At 52.7% G+C, this 20878-nt stretch carries 20 protein-coding genes; 8 read left to right on the top strand and 12 right to left on the bottom strand.

Going from position 1 to position 20878, the window contains the following annotated elements; translation table 11 throughout:
* The first annotated feature begins 19 nt into the window (after positions 1-19).
* The gene (locus RHM61_RS10750; RefSeq protein ID WP_322247317.1) at positions 20-742 is read left to right on the top strand and encodes an EF-hand domain-containing protein; all 723 of its coding nucleotides are present in this window, start codon (positions 20-22) and stop codon (positions 740-742) included.
* A 14-nt stretch (positions 743-756) separates the two neighbouring features.
* On the opposite strand, the gene RHM61_RS10745 is transcribed toward RHM61_RS10750, so the two are convergent.
* On the bottom strand, positions 757-1440 hold the full coding sequence (locus RHM61_RS10745; RefSeq protein ID WP_322247316.1) for a flagellar basal body-associated FliL family protein: 684 nt from the start codon (positions 1438-1440) through the stop codon (positions 757-759).
* A gap of 192 nt (positions 1441-1632) precedes the next feature.
* Here RHM61_RS10745 and RHM61_RS10740 point away from each other — a divergent pair, with 192 nt between their 5' ends.
* Positions 1633-2712: an acyltransferase family protein gene (locus RHM61_RS10740; RefSeq protein WP_322247315.1), complete on the top strand. Its 1080-nt coding sequence runs from the start codon at positions 1633-1635 to the stop codon at positions 2710-2712.
* Here RHM61_RS10740 and RHM61_RS10735 read toward each other — a convergent pair.
* From RHM61_RS10735 to RHM61_RS10695, 9 genes are all read right to left on the bottom strand, one after another.
* The gene (locus RHM61_RS10735) at positions 2654-3304 is read right to left on the bottom strand and encodes a lysophospholipid acyltransferase family protein (RefSeq protein ID WP_322247314.1); all 651 of its coding nucleotides are present in this window, start codon (positions 3302-3304) and stop codon (positions 2654-2656) included. The two genes, RHM61_RS10740 and RHM61_RS10735, sit on opposite strands and share 59 nt — an antisense overlap.
* Positions 3305-3500: 196 nt before the next feature.
* Positions 3501-3884: a PIN domain-containing protein gene (locus tag RHM61_RS10730; protein WP_322247313.1), complete on the bottom strand. Its 384-nt coding sequence runs from the start codon at positions 3882-3884 to the stop codon at positions 3501-3503.
* Positions 3884-4084 (bottom strand): type II toxin-antitoxin system VapB family antitoxin, encoded by a 201-nt coding sequence (locus RHM61_RS10725; protein ID WP_322247312.1) that lies wholly within the window; start codon positions 4082-4084, stop codon positions 3884-3886. The genes RHM61_RS10730 and RHM61_RS10725 overlap by 1 nt, the downstream gene beginning before the upstream one ends.
* Positions 4085-4162: 78 nt before the next feature.
* Complete coding sequence (locus tag RHM61_RS10720) at positions 4163-4882, bottom strand: 16S rRNA pseudouridine(516) synthase (RefSeq protein ID WP_322247311.1); 720 nt, start codon at positions 4880-4882, stop codon at positions 4163-4165.
* A 92-nt stretch (positions 4883-4974) separates the two neighbouring features.
* Entirely contained in the window at positions 4975-6960 is a 1986-nt protein-coding gene (locus RHM61_RS10715) for an ATP-binding protein (protein WP_322247310.1), read from the bottom strand.
* An 18-nt stretch (positions 6961-6978) separates the two neighbouring features.
* Positions 6979-7803: a substrate-binding periplasmic protein gene (locus RHM61_RS10710; RefSeq protein ID WP_322247309.1), complete on the bottom strand. Its 825-nt coding sequence runs from the start codon at positions 7801-7803 to the stop codon at positions 6979-6981.
* A 216-nt stretch (positions 7804-8019) separates the two neighbouring features.
* Positions 8020-9213: a PLP-dependent aminotransferase family protein gene (locus RHM61_RS10705; RefSeq protein WP_322247308.1), complete on the bottom strand. Its 1194-nt coding sequence runs from the start codon at positions 9211-9213 to the stop codon at positions 8020-8022.
* Positions 9214-9302: 89 nt separating this feature from the next.
* Entirely contained in the window at positions 9303-9761 is a 459-nt protein-coding gene (locus RHM61_RS10700; protein WP_322247307.1) for a RidA family protein, read from the bottom strand.
* A gap of 235 nt (positions 9762-9996) precedes the next feature.
* Complete coding sequence (locus tag RHM61_RS10695) at positions 9997-10593, bottom strand: LysE family translocator (protein ID WP_322247306.1); 597 nt, start codon at positions 10591-10593, stop codon at positions 9997-9999.
* A 285-nt stretch (positions 10594-10878) separates the two neighbouring features.
* On the opposite strand from RHM61_RS10695, the gene RHM61_RS10690 reads away from it, so the two are divergent.
* The 3 genes from RHM61_RS10690 to htpG all read left to right on the top strand — a co-directional run bounded on the left by RHM61_RS10690 (position 10879) and on the right by htpG (position 15934).
* Entirely contained in the window at positions 10879-12300 is a 1422-nt protein-coding gene (locus RHM61_RS10690) for a PLP-dependent aminotransferase family protein (protein WP_322247305.1), read from the top strand.
* A gap of 208 nt (positions 12301-12508) precedes the next feature.
* Positions 12509-13891, top strand: coding sequence for a cysteine--tRNA ligase (gene cysS / locus RHM61_RS10685; protein WP_322247304.1), 1383 nt, complete (start codon positions 12509-12511; stop codon positions 13889-13891).
* A gap of 135 nt (positions 13892-14026) precedes the next feature.
* On the top strand, positions 14027-15934 hold the full coding sequence (gene htpG, locus RHM61_RS10680; RefSeq protein ID WP_322247303.1) for a molecular chaperone HtpG: 1908 nt from the start codon (positions 14027-14029) through the stop codon (positions 15932-15934).
* A gap of 122 nt (positions 15935-16056) precedes the next feature.
* Here the strand turns inward: htpG and RHM61_RS10675 are convergent, their stop codons facing one another.
* A complete protein-coding gene (locus RHM61_RS10675; RefSeq protein WP_322247301.1) occupies positions 16057-16515 on the bottom strand; it encodes a glycine zipper 2TM domain-containing protein in 459 nt (152 codons plus the stop codon).
* Between the two features lie 163 nt (positions 16516-16678).
* Between RHM61_RS10675 and RHM61_RS10670 the strand changes: the two genes are divergently transcribed.
* The 3 genes from RHM61_RS10670 (at position 16679) to RHM61_RS10660 (ending at position 19986) form a co-directional block, all read left to right on the top strand.
* Positions 16679-17194, top strand: a complete 516-nt coding sequence (locus tag RHM61_RS10670; protein WP_322247300.1) for a DNA-deoxyinosine glycosylase — start codon at positions 16679-16681, stop codon at positions 17192-17194.
* A gap of 128 nt (positions 17195-17322) precedes the next feature.
* Positions 17323-18138 carry a spermidine synthase gene (locus tag RHM61_RS10665; protein ID WP_322247299.1) on the top strand — a complete coding sequence of 272 codons (816 nt, stop codon included), beginning with the start codon at positions 17323-17325 and terminating at the stop codon, positions 18136-18138.
* 63 nt (positions 18139-18201) lie between these two features.
* Positions 18202-19986: a GspE/PulE family protein gene (locus tag RHM61_RS10660; protein WP_322247297.1), complete on the top strand. Its 1785-nt coding sequence runs from the start codon at positions 18202-18204 to the stop codon at positions 19984-19986.
* On the opposite strand, the gene RHM61_RS10655 is transcribed toward RHM61_RS10660, so the two are convergent.
* Complete coding sequence (locus tag RHM61_RS10655; protein WP_322247295.1) at positions 19967-20878, bottom strand: sugar nucleotide-binding protein; 912 nt, start codon at positions 20876-20878, stop codon at positions 19967-19969. The genes RHM61_RS10660 and RHM61_RS10655 overlap by 20 nt on opposite strands.

Below are 20878 nucleotides of genomic sequence, written 5' to 3'. Positions count from 1 at the left end.
GCCAGACTGAGGAAACCCTATGAGCAGCATCAACATTGGCAGCAGCACTACTGCCCTGTCTACCGCACTGCGTAATCTCTCGACGCAAAGCTCGGCGGCGAGCGCAAAACAGGCTTTAGCCGCGATCGACAGCAAGGGTCAGGGGTTTATTGATCCGGCTGAACTGGCATCAAGCTTCACGCAGATTGCCACTGACAGTGCCGCTGCTGGCACCACTACCGGCAGCAGCACAAGCAGTGCCACGGCAGCGGCTGATAAATTATTCAAGCAACTCGACAGCGATAGCAATGGTCAGGTGAGCCAGAGCGAATTGAGCAATGGCTTGCAAAGTCTCAGTGATGCCTTGACCGCTCAATTCAATCAAAGTCGCACGACGGGTTTGAGCAGCAGTAGCTCGGAGGCGAGTACGGCAGCGGTTTCGGCGTCAAGTTCCAGCTCCGCATCGAGTAGCAGTTCCGCGCCAAGTTCAGCAGCTGGGGCTGGCTCAGCGGGTGGTTCGGCGGTCAGTTCTACCAGCAGCAGCAAAACCTATGAAGCGGCCGACACCAACGAAGATGGCACGGTGACGCAAACCGAAGAACAAGCTTATCTTCAAAAACTCGCCACTGCGCGTGCGGAAAAACAGCACGCCAGCACGCCTTCAGAGAGCTCGACTGGCACCAGCGACAAATCACAGCAAGTACAGCAAGCTTACCTCGGCAGCCTTGCTGCCAGCACGGGCACACTTTCTGCCAGCGCTTGATAAACCACGCTTCCTTAATTGCTTTGCATTAATAATTCATCAAGTAAGACCGACTGAATTTTATCGGTATGCAAAGCAAGATTGAATTCTGTTCGAAGTTGCTCGCGAACAATCTCAAAGCCTTCAGTCGTATGCAAGTTGTCAGGATCGATTTTCGACATAATGACGGGAGTCATTTGTGAGAACGCGGCTTTATTCTGAAACAACCACTCTTTATTCTCGTTACTGACTTGTAAAGTCAATTGCATACGGATCACTTGGCCATCCACAGTGACAACGGTTTGCGGCATAGGTAGGTAAGCAAGCGCGGTTTCATGCCCATCGGTAAGACGAATATACGAAATACTGCCAAAAATAAGCAACAGGCCGCATAGAGTCAGGATTGCTGCATAGCGGGCAAAGTTATCGTTTGCGGCAGTCTTTTTCGGTTTCGGAGTATTTTTTTTGCTCGCAACGGCCGGCTCAAGCAGCTTGATTGGCGCGGGGGGCGGGTTCAGTAGCGCAGCCGGCAGAGGCACGGGCTCTGGCACCGGTGCCAATGGTGGGGAAGGCAAATATGCTTCCAGCATGGCCGGCTTGCTCAGGTCCATGTCAAAAAAATCGAGTTCTTGGCTCGCAGCCGGCTGAGGAAGCTCCCCGACTTGCTCAAAATCGAGTTTCTCGGATAGCAGACTCGCTTTTGACTTTTCTATCGCCATGCCAAGCCACCTGATGCTATTGTCCAGTCTACATTGTAACGCATAGAAATTTCCAAAAAGAAACTTTTTGTGTCTAATGCGGACTTATCATCGTAAATCATGCGCCGTCTTTTTTCGTTACAAAGTATGATTCAGTGATTATCAGCTGTTTCGTTTATGATGGACTGTTTTGTTACGTTCACTTGGTTGGCAATGTCTCTCTCTTCTCCCCCCTCTTTCCCTACACTAAGCAGAAATACCACGCTCGACAATATCAAAGGCGTCTTGATTTTTTTAGTGGTATTCGGCCACTTCATTGAAGTGCATATCTCCAATGATGCGTTTTTACGACCCATTTGGGTGTTTGTGTATGCCTTCCACATGCCCATGTTTGCATTGGTATCCGGCATCTTTTCCAAAGCGTATTTGGATGAAACCCAATCGCTGCAATTGATCAAAAACATCGTCGCGCCCTTGCTAGGCATGGAGTGCATTTACGAATTGACGGAATATGCACTGCAAGGCAGTATGAGCGTGTATGCCGGCTTGGTCGCGCCCTACTGGATGCTCTGGTATCTGCTGAGCTTGTTGTGCTGGCGTTTGCTGCTACCCTTGTTTGCACGCTTGCAATTTCCGGTATTACTGGCCGTGGTACTGGCCTTACTGGGCAGTTATTCTGCACAGGCCGGCTACTTTCTGAGCGGCGCGCGCACACTGATGTTTTTCCCGTATTTCTTGCTCGGTTATAGTTTGGGCACGAACTGGCTGCGGAACTATAAACAGGTTTACCTGATCGCTGCACTGGCGATTGCCGCGCTGGCCGCGCTGGCGGTGACGCTGTTACCCGATAATTTTGATTATCGCTGGCTGTACGGCAGCTTCTCGCTGCAGCGCTTGGGCATGGCAAATGTTCATGGAACACTGTACCAATTGTTGCAGTTTGCCGTTTCCACCACGCTCGGACTGGCCATGTTGTATCTGTTGGCACGTAGAGATCTGGGGCTGGCGCGCATAGGCAGGCAATCTATGTATGTGTTTTTATGGCACGGCATGGCTTTAATCATCCTGCAACACTACGGCATACTGAGCCAAATTTTGCACATGGAAGCTGCCACCCGCCTTTGCTTGTCGCTGGCCGCAAGTGCCGCCATCGTCTGGCTGACTGCCCATCCCTACTGCGAACGCATAACGCAAATAGTGATTCTGCGGCCGCTGAGCTGGCTACTGCTGCGTGCTAGCGCGAACCGGGCCGATCCGCTTGGTCTGGCAAAAGAGACGGTGCAGCCGAAATAGTCCGAGCAGATTCCTCTTCTATCCGACAGGCTAACTGCACTTCCCCAGCAACACCGGTATCAAATTGCTGGGGATTTTTTCCCTGTATGCCGCTGTAAAATTGTTTGATTTCTTCCATATCACGCACAATATCGCCGGTAGGCATAAATAAGGGCCCGATACCAGCCGCTTTGCGTCCAAAATCGAGATAGCCGAGCGCTATCGGTACGCCGGCACCGTGTGCAATATAATAAAATCCGGTTTTCCAGTGTGTGACTTTGCCGCGTGTGCCTTCCGGTGGCACGATCACAGTCAGGCGCGCATTGGCGTGAAAGGCATCGACCGTATGCTGAACCAAATTACCGGAACGACTACGGTCGACCGCAATACCACCGAGCCAGTGCATGATATGACCGAACAGCGGCGGAAACAAACTCGCCTTACCCATCCAGTAAACCCGCAGTTGCAGCGCGAAGCACACCATGAGTGTGATCGGAAAATCCCAGTTGCTGGTATGGGGAGCGGCAATCAGTACATATTTTTGCGCATCCGGGGCATCGGTTTCCACCCTCCAACCAGACCAACGTAACAGACGGACAGAAATCCAGCGCATCGCGGAATTGATTATCGGTGTTTCAAAAATAGTAAGATGCATGCCGTAAGTCTTTGAAATAAAGAGATAAATTCACACTCGCTCAGCGTGAACCGGCATTATAGGGAGATATTTTGAAAGCGGGAAATATTTCTTGCTGCTGTGGTAATTTAATCCAGGGAAGCGCCGGTAAAGGTGGCGCGTGATAGCGCGCAACTCAGTGCACAGCGACCCGATGTAGCACACCGAAACGCTCAGCCAATTCGGCCAAGCGCTGATCGAGCGTCCACAGCTTGGCGCCGGGGGTCAGTAAGGTCGAGCTCAACAAGACCATGTCAACGAGCCCACATCCCATCCCGTAAATTGACTCTGACTCAATGAACGCCATGGTTTCGTGCAGGCTGGCATGCTGAACCATAGGAAGCAGAGCTAAGTCGGCTAAGGTTCGCGCCCTTGGGCCGGGCGGTGTGCCGCAAGCAATCTCGCCGATCACCATGGGGTGCGTGAGTGCCAAGTCGCGTCTTAGTAAACTCTCCAGCACCTCATTGCCATTCCGAAAATGGTCAATCCACACCGAAGTATCGACCAGTACACCACTCATCAGGCTGGCTCGGGGCGACGGCGCGCGACCTCAGCGATCTCGGGCATGGCTGCACCCAAGGCCGCCAAACGCTTGGCCGCACGCACGCGTACAAAGGTTTTAATGGCTTCTCGAAACAGATCGGCCTTATCCATGGACGGGTCGGCAATCTCAAGAGCTTGACGATACAGTTCGTCGTCAATGGTGACGGTAGTTCTCATGGCTGCACTCCTGGCATCAATTATGACGCAAGTATGAGTCTGAACGCGCATCATTGCAAGCACTGAACATACGACAAATCACACTGAGGGTACCAACAAAGCCATTTGCTCTGCACTCAGATAGCACCACTGTCCCTCAGCGAGATTGAGTGAACTCAATGTCAACTGCCCAATTGCATTACGTTGCAAGGCTGCACAATGATTACCGGCAGCGGCCAGCATGCGCTTAACCTGGTGATATTTTCCCTGCTCAAGAATAATTTCAATTTTATGCGTATCAAGCTGACGGCATGATTGCGCGGCAAGCGGTGCCGGCTCATCGTGCAGTTGTACACCCGCGAGCAAGGTCGCAAGCAATTCCGGCGTCACTTCGGTTGCCGTGGTCGCTTGATAAATTTTGGGAATGTGGCGCTTTGGCGAAGATTGCGCGTGTATAAAAGGGCCATCGTCAGACATCAACAGCATGCCGGTAGTATCATGGTCGAGTCGCCCAACCGGTTGTACATCACGCCAGCTGAATTGTTCCGGCAACAAACTCAAGACCCCAGGGTGATGACTGGGCTTGCGCGAACACTCAAAATTCGCCGGTTTATTGAGCGCGATATACACATGCTCGCGGTATTGCCAGTCTTCATCAAAAATACGATATACCAAACCCTCGGTTTCCACCGTTGTTTGATAGCGCTCAATAATTTCACCGGCAATGCTGACTTCGCCGTCGGCGACTAATTCACGACAATATTTGCGTGTTCCGAATCCCTGCGACTGCAGGATACGATCTAAAGATAATTTACTCATGGCGTGACTGTAGCAGAAAGTGGCAGCGCTATGCTAGAAGGGAAGCGTTTTTGCTGGGTGAACCAGGCTTACGTGTCCTCGCATCTGCCGCGTCAGTGCGTTTGAGCTTGTTTGGCTATGCGTGGAATCAGCATCGTGAATCGCGTACCTTTGCCCACACTGCTGTCGACACTGATCTCGCCGCCCAATACCTCGGTGACAAGATTATAAACAATATGCAAGCCCAAGCCGCTGCCACCTTGGCCCAAGCGGGTCGTAAAAAAGGGATCAAAAATGCGTCCTAGATGTGCCTCGGGAATACCCTTGCCATCGTCACTGACAATGATTTCGATATTTTCTCGGTCCAGCACGCGTCCGCTGATGCGAACCATCCCACGGAGATCGGCATCGAAGGCGTGAATGAAGGCGTTGTTGATCAAATTGGTCAGCACTTGTCCGAGCGCGCCAGGATAACTGTCGATCATGATGCGCGCCGGAATTTCTGCCTTCACCGCATGCTTGGTCTTACGTATCATCGGTCCAAGCGTCATGATCAGTTCATCGACCATTTCGTTGAGTGCGAACACGCGCCGATTGGCACTGGTACGATCGACTGCAACTTGCTTGAAACTGGTCACCAACTCTGAGGCCTTGCTGAGGTTACGCAACAGTAAATCGGTGCCAAGACCGGCATTCTGCAAATACGTTTCGAGTGTGGAACGACGCAGCCCTTGATTCAGCTGTTGCAATACTTCTTGGGTTTGCTGTTGTAAGGTACTCGCTACCGTCACGCTGGTACCGATCGGAGTATTGAGCTCATGCGCGACGCCGGCGACCAGTGAGCCTAAGGCTGCCATTTTTTCTGTGCGCAACAATTCTTTTTGCGCACGCCGTAAATTTTCCAATACCACCGTCAATTCGCTGTTCGACTCTTCCAGTTCATGGGTACGTTCAGAAACCCGCAATTCCAGATTGAGATTCATATTGCGAATGTCTTGCTCATGTTGACGTTTTTCAGTGATATCTTCGAGGACCAGAATCAACAAGGGTTCACCGGCAATGCGTATCATGCGGCCCGACACCTGACACAGCAGCAGTTGTTCGTGACGGCCACAGCGGAACCACGCTTCACTGCTTGGCATTTCACCGTCCCGCTCAAGCAAGCGCAGCATATTCTGAAAATCTTCCGGATTGCGCCACAGACTGTCTTGGATACTAAGTTCATTGAGAATGACGGCAGCCGGCCAAGCAAACTGGCGCACCCAAGCATCATTGACCGCAACCATGCGATAGCGCTGCTCCTTGCGCAGCACGGTCATGGCCACCGGTGAGGCTTGGAAAATTGCCATGAATTTTTCTTCTGTTTCGCGCAAAATTTGCTCCACGCGCAAACGTTCCTGCAACTCTCGCTGCAAGGCTATATTTTGCTGCTCACGCTGGGCAATCAGTTCCCCGAGGTTCAAGCGCATCTTGTTCAAACCGGCAGCAAGATTGCCGATTTCATCATGGCGTTGCCATTCCAGCGGTTCATTAAGTTTGCCGCTGGCCAAGCGCTCCGTGACGCGCTGCAATTGCTGTATCGGCCGAACAATACGGCGATCGAACAAGAACCAGATCAGCGCAAAGGAAAAAATCACTTGCCCCACCAAGCCGGCGACCAGTTTAAAAAAATCATCGAGTAAGTCGCGATCAACAAACTCTGTGGTCAATTCGATGGTTACATTGCCAATCAATTTATGATTGAAGATGATGGGCCGGTGATCGCTGAGTACCCGCGCACCTTTGCCATACACTTTATCAGCGCGTACAAAGACATTGGCAGCCTCATCTGTGATGACCACGCTGACGACTTCGCGATTGCGCATGACTGCCGCGACGAATTGCTTGCCAACTTCTTTGTCGACATTCCAGATGGGAATTTCCATCGCTTTCGACAACATGTCAGCATTTTGCGCCATCGGCGCATGCACGCGTATCTGTAATTCACGCTCATAGCGTGCTACCAGCACAAAATAACCAAATACCAGCGCTGGCAACAAAATGCCGGAAGCGACGCCTAAGATCGATATTTGTCGGAGGGAAAGTTTACGGAAAACCAATGTTACCTCGACAGTCCGTTACTTAGACTGCTGCTTGCGCCACAATTGAATATTGCTTGCAACCAGTTTATTCATCAAATTCTGTTTGTCGAGTTTGTACAAAGCTTTGGCAATGCGGCCACGTAATTCCGGCGTATTGCACGGTGATTTATGCGACAAGGTGAGATACAGATTTTCATTGGTGATGGCCGAGTCAAGTGCTTTGATATTCGTCATATTCAATTTGGCAACATATGCCAAGCCCGGGTCTTCTTCGTAAATCAAGTAATCGGCACGCGACATGTTGAGCAGCAGAAACGCCTGCTCTAAACTGGGTACGGTAGAAAATTTGAGTGATTCTTTAGCGTAGCGATCAAACTCTTCACCAAAGCTGTTATTGATGACCGTAATACCGGTTTTTCCAGCCAGATCAGACCAATTTCTGTATGTCATTCGGCTGTTTTTGCGAGTCCAGATGACACTGCGCGTTTCGCGCAAACGCGGATAAAAATAATCCATGTATTCCATACGCGGAATGGTCAGAAACGCACCAGCCAATAAATCGACGTGGCCGAGCTTGGCTTCTTCCTGCACCCGTGCCCATGGCCCCACGTAACGGACCTCGATGGGAATGCCGATTTCGGCAGCGATGGCTTGCATGAGTTCAGTACTGGCACCGATGAGATGGCTGTCATCATCGGGATTGCGCCATAGGAAAGGAGGATATTCAGGATTACCGGTGGCGATCAGCTTTTTGCATTCATCAGCAACTGCTGTAGCGGCCCATAATTGAGCGCAAAGCAAGCTGGCCATGCCAAGCAAGCGCAGCACGCCAAACGATTCCGATTTCCATCTTTTCCCCATACTGCAGCCTTTTCTTTGCAACAACTCTGATTCGATTTTGAAGTCTAACCTGCACACAGACACTAAGCAAGCTGCGCTGAGCCTGTAGGAACAAATTAATTACTGTCCTTACAAAGAATAAAATTGCTTAAAATTTAAGAAAAATATCGATTCCTTATTATTCGAACAAAAAAAAACCCGCCGGACAACAGGCGGGTCGGACTGAGTGAAAACGAATCACATTTTTGCTTTGATCAACTTGGCTAATTTCTCTATCCCTTCGTTGATACGCTCCGGCGACACGGTCACGAATGACAGGCGCAAAGTATTTTTTTCACCCTCGTTGGCATAAAATGGTCCACCGGGTACGAAGGCAACATTTTGCTGTATCGCTTCATCGAGCAATTGCTTACTGTCTATATGTGCCGGCAAGGTCACCCAGATGAACATGCCGCCTTCCGGATGCGTCCATTCCACGCCAACCGGAAAATGTCGGCTCAAAGCATCAAGCATGACGGCACACTGACCGGCATAAAAAGTACGGATAGTCGGAATGTGCTGATCGAGGAAGCCATCTTTAATCACTTCATACACCACCATTTGCGTCAGTTGGGCAGTATGCAGATCAGCAGCTTGCTTGGCTTGTTCAAGCTTGCGTATCAAAGGCACCGGACCAACCACATAACCGAGACGAATGCCAGGCGTGAGCACTTTCGAGAACGAGCCCATATAAATGACTCCAGCCGGGTTCATGTTCAACATCTTCGGCAAGGGTTCGCCGGTATAGCACAAATCGCCGTAAGGGTTATCTTCAATCAGCGGAATACCCATGCGCGCGCAGGTTTCCACCAGTTCAAGGCGACGTTCCAGCGAGAGCGTGCGGCCGGTAGGATTTTGAAAATTCGGCAAGGCATACATCAAACGCGCGCCGGCACCGTTGGCAGCAACTGAGGCAGGCAAGACGCCATTTTCATCGGTATCAACCGAGACGAACTCCGGCTGGTAGACGGAAAAAGCTTGCAAGGCACCGAGATAACTCGGGGTCTCGACCAAAATCTTGCTGCCTTCATCGATCAACACTTTACCGAGCAAGTCCAGGCCTTGCTGCGAACCCGATACCATCAAAATTTGGTCCGGTGAAATGCTGCAATCGGCAGTAGACAGCGAGGCTGCCAAAAATTCACGCAGTGGCGCGTAGCCATCAGTCGGGCCGTATTGCAGCGCCGATTTACCTTGCGTTGACAAAACCTTATCAAACGCCGCCTTCATGCGCTCAACCGGGAAGGTTTCCGGCGAAGGCAGACCACCGGCGAAAGAAATGACTTCGGGACGCATGGTCACTTTTAATATCTCGCGTATCACCGAGCTTTGCAACTGCTCGGCGCGTACGGAAAATTTCCAATCGATAGGGGTAGGATTTTCAAGTTTCATGCGGGTCTCACTCAAAGTCATGCCTTACAGGCAAAGTGTTGTTTTCATGCCGTCACCTGAAAAACAGTGTGACGGCGATAGGTCAATGATCAGTCGATTTCGACGATCATTTCGATTTCTACGCAGGCACCCATAGGAATTTGTGCCACACCGAAAGCTGAACGAGCATGCTTACCGGCATCGCCAAACACTTCGACCAGCAATTCCGAGGCGCCGTTAGTAACCAGATGTTGCTCGGTGAAATCACCGGTAGAATTCACTAAACTCATTACTTTGACGATACGCTTAACGCGCGACAAATTGCCACCGCAAGCATCTTGTAAGGTAGCGATCAAATCGATCGCGATGCCACGCGCAGCCAGTTTACCTTCTTCCGTCGTGATATTTTTGCCAAGCTGGCCAACCCAAACTTTGCCATCTTTCTTGGCAAGATGACCGGATAAAAACACGGTGTTGCCGGTTTGAGCATGCATCACATACGCGGCAGCCGGTGCGACCACCGGTGGCAGAGTGATATTGAGCGCGTACAGTCGTTCGGATACTGGCATGATGATCTTCCTAGATAAAATAAACAAAACAGGCTGCCTTTATAACAAGGCAAGCCGGTGAATTCTTGGGTGTGTCGCTAAACGCCCTACAAAAGCCGGCAGCAAGCGCACAGCCTGCTATTGTAAGCCTGCACTAAACCTGTGACCACCCCCAATATCATCGCCCGGCACTGATTTAATTCGGTTCCCATGAGAATTGGGGTAGCGTGGCCGCCGATTGTACAGCCACGGCCAACTACAAAGAAAACATCCACACGGCGGTCAAGGCCAGTGCCACGCCCATACCCAAATTAAAACAGCGCAAACGCTGACCGACCTGCAAATATTGTCGCAACTTATCGCCCATCCAAGCCCAAGCGAATACGCTCAGGGCGCAGGGTATGGCGAAGCCGAGACTCATCCAAGCCATGCGACTGAAAAAATGCGTTTGTCCTATCGCATAGGTGGAGGTGACGGCCACCAACATCATCCACGCTTTCGGATTGACGATCTGAAACATCGCCGCCTGCGGCACGCTCAAGGCTTGCGTGCTTTTGCTATTCGACAGCGTTGCCGAAAAACACAGGCGCCAAGCCAACCACAGCAGATAAGCATTCCCCACCAGTTTCATCGAAAATAACAGAGTGGCATGGCCTTGCAAGATCCAAGCTCCGCCACTGCCAATCGCCCACATCAGGATGACAAAACCGAGTGGCACACCGATCACTTGCGGTAAAGCGGCGCGCAAGCCATGGTTGACGCCAGTCGTGGCGGCGATGGCAACATTCGGCCCCGGGGTAAACGAACCTATCCACGCGAATAAGGAAAAAGCAATGAATTCGCTCAAAGGCATGACAATTCCTCCGCTAATCGCGCGCAGCGGCATAGGACGTCGGCCCGTAGCGACGGCAGTGCAGCTACGTCCGGCTGAAATTGTTGCGAATATGTGAAGGTTTCCATCCTTGCCCCTGTTTGATTAAATATAGATCAATTGCACTGTTCGCATTCCTGTCCGTTCAGGCTTATGCTATCCTAAACGCAATTTCCAATACAGTACCGATACACAAAAGCAGTTAATTAACATACTGTTCCGGTCATTTCTCCAATACACGCTCAAGAAAATTCCATGCAAGCTGCGATGTTTTACCTTTCTCGCGATTCCGGCACCTCTTTGGTCGAGCAAATCGTCACGGCAGTAGCCAATCGCATCGACGATAAATTGCTGCGTACCGGTGCGCGCATGCCATCGATACGCCAGTTTGCCGATGAACAGGGTGTCTCGCGCTTCACGGTCGTCGAAGCCTATGACCGCTTGGTTGCCCACGGCTACTTGGAATCGCGCCGCGGTGCCGGATTTTTCGTGCGCGAACGCGCCCCTATGCTGGCCGCTAGCGCTAGCGCTGCAGCAACGCCGGTGCTGAGCGGCAGTCAGCAACTCGATGTGGTTTGGCTGGTCAGAAATATGTTCCGCCAATTGCCCCCGCAAAAAATGCCGGGTTCGGGCGTACTGCCGCACGACTGGCTGGACGGTGAATTGGTGGCCAACGGTTTGCGCGCGATCAGTCGCCTGAACCAAAATTTGCTGCTGCATTACGGCGTGCCCCAGGGTTTTCTACCGTTACGCCAGCAATTGCAACTGAAACTAGCCGAACTCGAAATTGCTGCAGCCCCAGAACAAATCGTCACCACCAGCGGCGTGACTCAGGCGCTCGACTTGGTGGCGCGTGAATTCACCCGTCCCGGCGACACGATTTTCGTCGATGATCCGGCCTGGTTTCTGATGTTCGGTTCGTTTGCCATACTCGGCGCCAAAGTGATAGGCATTCCCCGCCTGCATGATGGTCCCGATGTTGCCAAACTGGCTGAATTGGCAGCGATCCACAAACCCAAGCTCTACATCATCAATTCGGTCATGCATAATCCGACCTCGACCTCGCTGTCTGCCGCCAAGGCCTTCCAAGTCTTGAAAACGGCCGAGTTGCATGATTTCATGATCGTCGAAGATGATATTTACTGCGACATGCACCCCGGAACCGCAGTCCAGCCGGCCACCCGTATCGCTGCACTCGATCAGTTGCAGCGCGTCATCTATCTGGGCGGTTTTTCCAAATCCTTGGCGGCCAATTTACGCGTCGGCTTCATCGCCACCTCGCCTGAACTGGCGATACGCTTGTCCGATCGCAAAATGCTGTCTAATCTGACAAGCACCGAAATAGGTGAACGGGTAGTCTATAAAGTGCTCTCGGAAGGCCATTACCGCAAGCATGTCGACCGCATCCGCGTGAAACTCGATGCGGTACGCGATGACGTGACCAAACGCCTCGAAGATATTGGTATCAAGGTCGAATACCGTACCCCGGCCGGCATGTTCCTGTGGACCGAGACCGGTATCGATACCAATCGACTCACCGAGCAAGCCATGGAACAGGGATATTTGCTCGCGCCTGGCAGCCTATTCTCACCGCATCAAGCTCCATCGACCAAGATGCGCATCAACATCGCCGCCATGTCTGACTCTGGTCTGTGGGATTTTCTCAAGCAGGCTTTGAAAACAGCTTGAAATCGGCGCAAATTCGGCACTTTCGGATCAAAAACCAGCTTTCTATGCTACATTCTTATCCTTCATTCTAGCTTGCAGTCGCGCTGCTGCGAAACCGCTGCACGCCATATTGTTGTTGAGCTAGTTCACATTTTGCCGATGCTCCTCAGCGACCTCGCGCTGCCGAATTTTTTTGACCTCATTTATTTCTTTTCATTAGCAAATCAAGATGGACATTCTTTTATACGATAACTGGGAACGCCGCCTGCGCCCTTTCACTCCTTTGCGCACCGACTGGGTAGGCCTGTACTGCTGCGGTCCAACTGTTTACGATTATGCCCACATCGGGAATCTGCGCACGTATCTGTTCGAAGATCTGCTGCGTCGCTGCCTGGAATGGAATGCTTACACGGTGCGCCATGTGATCAATATCACCGATGTCGGCCATCTGGTGTCCGATGGCGACGACGGCGAAGACAAAATGGAAAAAGGCAGCCGCAAGGCCGGCGAATCGGCTTGGCAAATTGCCGAGCGCTTCACGCTGGCCTTTAAAGCCGATCTGGCGCGCCTCAATATGCAAGCCCCGGCAATCTGGTGCAAGGCCACCGACCATATCGTCGAACAAATTGATTTCATCGCTTGCATAGAAAGCAAGGGCTACACCTATCGTACCAGCGACGGTATTTATTTCGATACCAGCAAGCAAGATGATTACGGCTACTTGGCGCGCATCAAACGTGACGAGATCAAGGCCGGCAGCCGGGTCGAACTCGGCGAGAAAAAACATGCGACCGATTTTGCCTTATGGAAATTCAGCCCGGCCGCCGAACAACGTCAAATGGAATGGGATAGCCCTTGGGGTCGCGGTTTTCCGGGCTGGCACATCGAGTGCTCGGCCATGTCGGCGAAATACCTGACGCCCTGGTTCGATATCCATTGCGGTGGCGAAGACCATATTTCCATTCACCACAGCAATGAGATCGCGCAAAATCAGGCTTGCCACGGCACCCGCTTGGCCAATTTCTGGATGCACGGCTATTTCCTGCAAATCGATGCCGGCAAAATGTCGAAGTCGAGCGGTGATTTCCTGCGCCTGCAAACGCTGATTGATCAACACATCGATCCGCTGGCCTATCGCTATCTGTGCCTGAGCGCGCATTACCGCAGTCAGATGCAATTCAGCTTCGATGCCCTGCTGTCGGCGCAAACAGCCTTGCAGCGTTTGCGCGAAACTTTCCATGCTTGGCCAGCCGGCGGTGTTGCCGATGCAAGTTTATTGGAAAAATTCACCGCCTTTATCAATGAAGATCTGAATGTACCGCGCGCCTTGGCGCTGAACTGGGAAGTGCTCAAGTCGGGTTTGTCGGATGCCGATAAAAAAGCTACCGTCACCGAATTCGACCGCGTGTTCGGTCTCGGCTTGGTCGACTGGGTGCCGGCCGTGATCGCCATTCCGGCCGAGGTGCAAGCCTTGGCCGAACAACGCCAAGCCGCACGGCTGGCCAAAAACTGGGCCGAAGCCGACCGTCTGCGCGTCGCCTTGCATGCCCTTGGTTATGAAATTGAAGACTTAGCCGGTGCCATGCATATCAAGCCGCTGTCGGCGGTTTGAGGCAACGACGCGCATCAAACAAGTTTGCCTGACACGGCAAACTTGAAATCGCTGCAGCCGTCCCCACTTTGTAATGGTCGTTTTTTATATTTATTTATCTACTACTCTTGCCAAGCTAATTTCCGAGGAAAAAACATGTCAGAAAAACAAACCCTGGGCTTTCAGGCCGAAGTCAAACAATTACTGCAATTGATGATCCACTCGCTGTACTCCAACAAGGAAATTTTCTTGCGCGAGCTGATCTCGAATGCCTCGGATGCCGCGGACAAGCTGCGTTTCGAAGCGATCAACAATGCCGCTCTATTCGAAAGCGACAGCGAACTGCAGATCAAAGTCAGTTTCGATAAAGTCGCGCGCACCATCACGATTTCCGACAATGGTATCGGTATGACGAAGGCCGACGCGATCGAACATCTCGGTACCATTGCCAAATCAGGCACCAAAGAATTTTTCGGCAAGCTCTCGGGCGACGAACAAAAAGACGCTGCCATGATCGGTCAGTTCGGCGTCGGCTTTTACTCCGGCTTCATCGTCGCCGACCGTATCACGGTCGAATCGCGCCGTGCCGGTGCCGGTGCGGATCAAGGCGTGCGTTGGGAATCGGAAGGTGCCGGTGAATTCAGCATTGAAGACATCGCCAAGGCCAGCCGCGGTACCGATATCATCTTGCATTTGCGTGAAGGCGAAGACGATTTCCTGTCAGCTTGGAAATTGAAATCGGTGATCCGCACTTACTCCGACCACATCTCGCTGCCAATCAAAATGCAGAAAGAAGAATGGGACGAAGAAAAGAAAGAGCAAGTACTGCTGGAAGAATTCGAAACCGTCAATCAAGCCAGTGCACTGTGGGCACGCAGTAAATCTGAGATCACTGCCGAACAGTATGAAGAATTTTACAAGCATGTCTCGCACGATTACAGCGCCCCGCTCACACATACCCACAACCGCGTCGAAGGTCGCAGCGATTACACGCAATTGCTGTACATTCCGGCACGTGCCCCATTCGATCTGTGGGACCGTAATAAACGTGGCGGCATCAAGCTCTACGTCAAACGCGTCTTCATCATGGATGATGCCGAACAATTGATGCCGGTGTATTTGCGTTTCGTTAAAGGGGTCATCGATTCCAATGATTTGCCGCTCAATGTGTCGCGCGAAATCCTGCAGGAAAGCCGCGATATCAAAGCGATCCGCGAAGGCTCGACCAAGCGTGTGCTCGGCATGCTGGAAGATTTGGCCAATGCGGACGGCGATGATGCTATCGAAAAGCAAGAAAAATATGCCGGCTTCTGGAAAGAATTCGGCCAGGTGCTGAAAGAAGGCATAGGCGAAGATGCGACCAACAAAGAACGCATCGCCAAGCTGCTGCGCTTCGCCTCCACCCATAACGACAGCGATGTGCAAAACGTCTCGCTGGCCGACTACCTGAGCCGTGCCAAAGAAGGCCAGGACAAGATTTACTATGTCACGGCAGAAACCTATGCGACCGCAAAAAACAGTCCGCATCTGGAAATTTTCCGTAAAAAAGGCGTCGAAGTTTTACTCTTGACCGACCGCGTCGACGAATGGATGCTGTCTTTCCTGAACGATTTCGAAGGCAAGGAATTGGCGTCGGTTGCCAAAGGCGGACTCGACCTCGGCACGCTCGAAGATGAAGCCGAGAAAAAGCACCACGAAGAAACCGAAACCGCGTTCAAAGACCTGATCGAAAAAATGAAAGCCGCGCTCAGCGATAAGGCCAAAGACGTACGCGTGAGCTTGCGTTTGACCGATTCGCCAGCCTGTCTGGTGGCCGACGATAATGATTTGTCCGGCAATCTGGCACGCATGCTCAAAGCGGCTGGTCAAGCTGCGCCCGATTCCAAGCCTATTTTGGAAGTTAACCCCGACCATCCTTTGCTGCAAAAATTGAAATACGAAGAAGCCCGTTTCAGCGATTGGTCGCACATCTTGTTCGACCAAGCCTTACTGGCCGAAGGCGGTATGTTGAGTGACCCTAGCGGTTTCGTGAAACGTCTCAATGAATTGCTGCTGACTAAGTAAGTAAAAAGTCTGAAAAAAATGCCGGGGATATACTTCCCGGCATTTTTTTTGGTGCATGACAAGCGGCCGACACGTCATTCCCGCGCGCTTTTGGCGGGAACCCAGTGGCGTTCGTCGCTAACTCAGTGAGAGACGCGCGTAGTACCGCCGCTCGTTAACAAACGCACCCGCTCACCGCTGCGAAACGACTCATCGGCATCTTGAACAATCGCCTTGATCTCGCCATTATCGAGTCGCACCGTGATTTCATAACCAGGCTTTTGACTGACACTGCCTTCTATTTTTTGCCCAATCACGCCGCCGGCGATCGCGCCGACGATGCCAGCAGCAACCGCACCACTGCCGCCACCGATATTTTTACCCGCAGCGATACCACCGAGCGCTGCGCCGGCGACCGTACCGACTCCGGTTTGTCCCTTATCAATGGTGACATTACGCACCGACTCGACATAAGCCATCCGAATATTCTGCTCAATCTGCGCCTGACCGGCACGATATACGCTGCCCGAATTTGACGGCGACATACAGGCACTCAATAAGCTCGTGGCCGCTATGGCTGCCACGATAAATAACTTTTTCATCACAATCTCCTGGTTACGTACTGATAAGCACACCTTATCAGCTTACAATTAACAGATAATAAGAGTATTGTTTGAGCTCATAGTTCCTTAGCTCAAGCGGCAGCAGCGGTTTTTCGTGCGCCAGATAGTAGCATCCCTCCCTGCCCATCTCATTCAAGCATCTATGCACCGTCGCCCTGCTGCCTTGCCACCTGATTTCAAGCGTTGCTTCGAGCCGGTCATCGACGCTGGCACGCGCTTGCTGATACTGGGCAGTTTACCCGGTGAGCAATCTCTGATGCGCAATGAATACTATGGGAATAAGCAAAATCGCTTCTGGCAACTGGTCGGTGCTGTCATCGATGCCGAGTTACACCAACTGCCCTACCCGGATAAACTGGCCACCCTGCTTCGGCATGGCATAGGCTTATGGGATGTCGTGGCCCAAGCGCAGCGCGCCGGCAGTCTCGACAGCCAAATTCGTGCGCGCGATGACAATGATTTGCTCGGTCTGTTGGCACAGCATCCCGGCATCACAAGCATCGCTTTCAACGGCGGCACCGCAGCCAAACTGGGCTTACGTGTGCTCGGCGCACAGGCCGCCCACTATCGCATCGTCGCGCTGCCATCGAGCAGTCCGGCCTATACGCTCGCGTATGCGAACAAATTGGCGGCGTGGTTGGCCTTGCGCGGATTTTAGACGCTGCCGGCGCAGACCGGACGCGGCGATAGCACGGGCATTGAGCAAGTAGACGGCAGCTTTCATGCGGTTACAAGAATTTTCCCGGTTTTTACCGATGCCATGACAGTAAAAGGTAAAATAGCGCCATGCTTATCAAACGAAAATCCATAGAAGCCGAAGCCAACCATCGCTCCGGCCCACGTGCTGCGGCCCCCAAAGCGCCGCGCAAAGTCCGCTACGCACCAGTCACCTTATCTGAACTCGATGGCGTACGCTATTTGCACTTCGGTACAGAATGGGTACAAGGTGCCATGCGCTTGCGCAAACCCGATGCAATCGAACTCGAATACGCCCAGCAAATGATGTGCTGGATGCTGTTCAATCCCAAGCCTGAACATATGGTGCAACTCGGTCTCGGTACCGGTGCACTGACCAAATTTTGCTATCGTCAATTCGAACAGGCGCGGGTAACGGCCATCGAACTCAACCCTTCCGTCATTTCAATTTGCGAAAGCATGTTCAAACTGCCGATGAATGACGAGCGTCTGAACGTCTACGAAATGGACGCCCTCAATTTTGTCAACGACCCGAATCAGCATGGCGGGGTCGATGCGCTACAGGTCGATTTATACGATGCCACCGCCAAAGGACCGGTGCTCGACAGCGCCGAATTTTACCAAGCCTGCGCTGCATGCCTCAAGCCCGATGGCATCCTGACCGTCAACCTGTTTGGCGACCATCCCAGTTATGCGCGCAATTTGAAAGCCTTGCGCTTCGCCTTCGCGCAGGTGCTGTGTCTGCCGGAAGTCCATGATGGTAACGTCGTCGCAATCGCCTTCAAACAAAAACAGAGTTTCGATTTCAGCGCACTGTATGCACGCGCCGATGAGATCAAAAGCGCCACCAAGTTACCGGCCAAATCTTGGGTTAACGGCTTGAAAGCGGCCTGCGACCCGCTGTGAATTTTGATGCCTCGCTTCGCTGTGCGGGGCATTCCCACCCACTCCTTTTTCCCGCCACCACCTATGACCAGCACCAGCAAACGCAGCCTTAATCTGCAACAGATTTTCACCTGGCTCATGGAAGACGGCATACTCAAAAAAGAGGAAGTGAAAGCGAAATTCAATGAAGCCCAAGGCTTGCTCAAAAACGGCCCGGCCAATATGCACCCCTTGACGGCAGCGGCCCAGTGCAAGCTGCATTCGGCCAAGCCGCCACAAGGCTTGCTGACGCTGGACTGGCTGACCGAATGGGCGGCGCGGAAAGTGCACCTGCCGTTCTACCGCATTGACCCGCTGAAAATCGACTTCACTTCGGTGTCGGATGTGATGTCGGTCAAATATGCCACGCGCTTCAATATTCTGCCGGTCGAATCGACGGCGCAGACCGTGGTGGTCGCCACCACCGACCCTTACAATCATGAATGGCAAGATGAAATCGCGCGCATTTCGCGCAAAGAAATTCGCCTGGTGCTGGCCAATCCGCTGGAAATATCGCAGTACATCGTGCAGTTTTTTTCTTTGGCAAAATCGATTAAAGATGCGCGTAAAAAAGACAGCGCCAACGATCTCGGCTTGCGCCAAAATTTCGAACAATTAGTCGAACTCGGAAAAACCAATAAACAAGTCGACGCCAATGATCAGCACATCGTCAATATCGTCGATTGGTTGTGGCAATTCGCGTTCGACCAACGCGCTTCGGATATTCATCTCGAACCCAAGCGTGATATGGCGACGATACGTTTTCGTATCGATGGTGTGCTGCATCAGGTGTATCAGGTGCCGGCAACAGTCATGATCGCCATGGTGGCGCGCATCAAACTCTTGGGCCGCATCGATGTCATCGAAAAGCGCCGCCCGCAAGATGGTCGCATCAAAACCCGCACCGCCGACGGTCAAGAAGTCGAATTACGCCTGTCAACCCTGCCGACCGTGTTCGGCGAAAAAATGGTGATGCGGATTTTCGATCCGGAAGTGGTCGTCAAAACCTTGCCCGAACTCGGTTTCCCCATCAACGATGCACGCCGCTGGGATGTGCTGACCAAGAAACCACACGGTATCATTTTGGTCACCGGCCCGACCGGCTCCGGCAAAACCACCACGCTCTACACCACGCTCAAGGCCTTGGCAACGACCGATGTCAATGTCTGCACCGTAGAAGATCCGATCGAAATGGTGGAAGCCTCGTTCAATCAAATGCAGGTGCAAGCGTCGATCGATTTAAGTTTTTCCGATGGCATACGCGCCTTGATGCGACAAGACCCGGACATCATCATGGTCGGTGAAATCCGCGACCTGGAAACGGCGGAAATGGCGGTCCAAGCCGCCCTGACCGGTCATCTGGTGCTGTCTACCCTGCATACCAATGATGCACCGTCGGCCATCATGCGTCTGCTCGAACTCGGCGTGCCGTATTACTTACTCGAAGCGACCATCATCGGCATTCTGGCGCAGCGTCTGGTGCGCACGCTGTGCCGTCATTGCAAAACACCAGACGGCGAGATCACCGATGCAGTTTGGCAAAGCTTGGTCGAAGACTGGGGCATCGCCAAGCCGAGCACCGTGTATCGTCCGGTCGGTTGCCCGGAATGTCGCCAAACCGGCTTCCTCGGGCGTACCGGCTTGTATGAATTACTCACCGTTACCCAGGGTTTCAGCAAGCTCATCACCAAAGAAGCTGATTTGTCTGCGCTGCGGGCACAGAGCATCAAAGATCAGATGCAACCCTTACGCATTGCCGGTGCCCTGAAAATCAGCGAAGGCATGACTACCGCCGATGAAGTCTTGAAAGTCACGTCGGCGCTGATTTAAGCAAATGTGCGGCGGCAGCCGCAGCAATACCCTGCGTCACACTCGGATAGCGCAAGCGTGCGCCGAGTTCGGCTTTGATGCGGGTATTGTGCATGCGCCGCGATTCCGACATAAATGACAGCAGCAGCGGCGACACCTGTTGCGCCAGCTCGGCACGTGCCAGACGCGGCGCGGCCGGTAGCGCAAAGGCGGCCGCGACGGCATCGAAATACTCAGCCATCTTGCAATCACTGTCATCGACCGCATGATACACCCGCTGCGGTCGTGCGCGCATCAATGAGAGTACGATCAGGTAGGCCAAATCATCGGCATGGATGTGATTGGTATAGACGTCATCAGCCGCAATCAAGGCCGGCGTACCCTTACGCAAACGATCGAGCGGCAAGCGCTCGGCCGCATAAATACCGGGCACGCGCAGAATAGATAAATGCGCGCGCCTGCCTCTGGCCCAAGCACGCAAGCTCTGTTCGGCCGCCACGCGGCGACGTGCCCGCGCATTCTGCGGTGCCACGCTGCGGGTCTCATCAAAACGCTGCGCGCCGCAGTCACCATACACCCCGGTGGTACTGATATACACCAGACGGCCGCCCTCAGGTAAAATGGCGATCAAATTTTGTGTGCGGCGATCGCCCTCGCCTTCGGCGCGCGGCGGTGCCAGATGGACAATCGTCGGTGCCAAGCCGGCTAAACGTGCCAAGCTGGCGCGGCAATCAAGGTTGGCTAGCAGCGGTATGGCACCGGCGGCGCGCAGTTCGGCGCAACGCGCCGGTTGACTGGTGACGGCAAAGATGCGGAAGCGCTCGCGCAGCAAGGCCAGCAAACGCAGGCCGACATCGCCACAGCCGATGATCAGCAAGCGTGGCTTGCCAGTTTTTTTCAAACGTGTTTTCAT

Origin of the sequence: Undibacterium sp. CCC3.4 (assembly GCF_034347425.1) — a bacterium.
Taxonomy (GTDB): Bacteria; Pseudomonadota; Gammaproteobacteria; order Burkholderiales; family Burkholderiaceae_D; genus Undibacterium.
Note: the sequence above shows the minus strand (reverse complement) of the source record. Positions and strands in the feature narration are given on the sequence as shown.

Coding starts and splice junctions, on each gene's coding strand:
- RHM61_RS10750 (WP_322247317.1), top strand. CDS start 20: ATGAGCAGCATCAACATTGGCAGCAGCACTACTGCCCTGTCTACCGCA.
- RHM61_RS10745 (WP_322247316.1), bottom strand. CDS start 1,440: ATGGCGATAGAAAAGTCAAAAGCGAGTCTGCTATCCGAGAAACTCGAT.
- RHM61_RS10740 (WP_322247315.1), top strand. CDS start 1,633: ATGTCTCTCTCTTCTCCCCCCTCTTTCCCTACACTAAGCAGAAATACC.
- RHM61_RS10735 (WP_322247314.1), bottom strand. CDS start 3,304: ATGCGCTGGATTTCTGTCCGTCTGTTACGTTGGTCTGGTTGGAGGGTG.
- RHM61_RS10730 (WP_322247313.1), bottom strand. CDS start 3,884: ATGAGTGGTGTACTGGTCGATACTTCGGTGTGGATTGACCATTTTCGG.
- RHM61_RS10725 (WP_322247312.1), bottom strand. CDS start 4,084: ATGAGAACTACCGTCACCATTGACGACGAACTGTATCGTCAAGCTCTT.
- RHM61_RS10720 (WP_322247311.1), bottom strand. CDS start 4,882: ATGAGTAAATTATCTTTAGATCGTATCCTGCAGTCGCAGGGATTCGGA.
- RHM61_RS10710 (WP_322247309.1), bottom strand. CDS start 7,803: ATGGGGAAAAGATGGAAATCGGAATCGTTTGGCGTGCTGCGCTTGCTT.
- RHM61_RS10705 (WP_322247308.1), bottom strand. CDS start 9,213: ATGAAACTTGAAAATCCTACCCCTATCGATTGGAAATTTTCCGTACGC.
- RHM61_RS10700 (WP_322247307.1), bottom strand. CDS start 9,761: ATGCCAGTATCCGAACGACTGTACGCGCTCAATATCACTCTGCCACCG.
- RHM61_RS10695 (WP_322247306.1), bottom strand. CDS start 10,593: ATGCCTTTGAGCGAATTCATTGCTTTTTCCTTATTCGCGTGGATAGGT.
- RHM61_RS10690 (WP_322247305.1), top strand. CDS start 10,879: ATGTTTTACCTTTCTCGCGATTCCGGCACCTCTTTGGTCGAGCAAATC.
- cysS (WP_322247304.1), top strand. CDS start 12,509: ATGGACATTCTTTTATACGATAACTGGGAACGCCGCCTGCGCCCTTTC.
- htpG (WP_322247303.1), top strand. CDS start 14,027: ATGTCAGAAAAACAAACCCTGGGCTTTCAGGCCGAAGTCAAACAATTA.
- RHM61_RS10675 (WP_322247301.1), bottom strand. CDS start 16,515: ATGAAAAAGTTATTTATCGTGGCAGCCATAGCGGCCACGAGCTTATTG.
- RHM61_RS10670 (WP_322247300.1), top strand. CDS start 16,679: ATGCACCGTCGCCCTGCTGCCTTGCCACCTGATTTCAAGCGTTGCTTC.
- RHM61_RS10665 (WP_322247299.1), top strand. CDS start 17,323: ATGCTTATCAAACGAAAATCCATAGAAGCCGAAGCCAACCATCGCTCC.
- RHM61_RS10660 (WP_322247297.1), top strand. CDS start 18,202: ATGACCAGCACCAGCAAACGCAGCCTTAATCTGCAACAGATTTTCACC.
- RHM61_RS10655 (WP_322247295.1), bottom strand. CDS start 20,878: ATGAAAACACGTTTGAAAAAAACTGGCAAGCCACGCTTGCTGATCATC.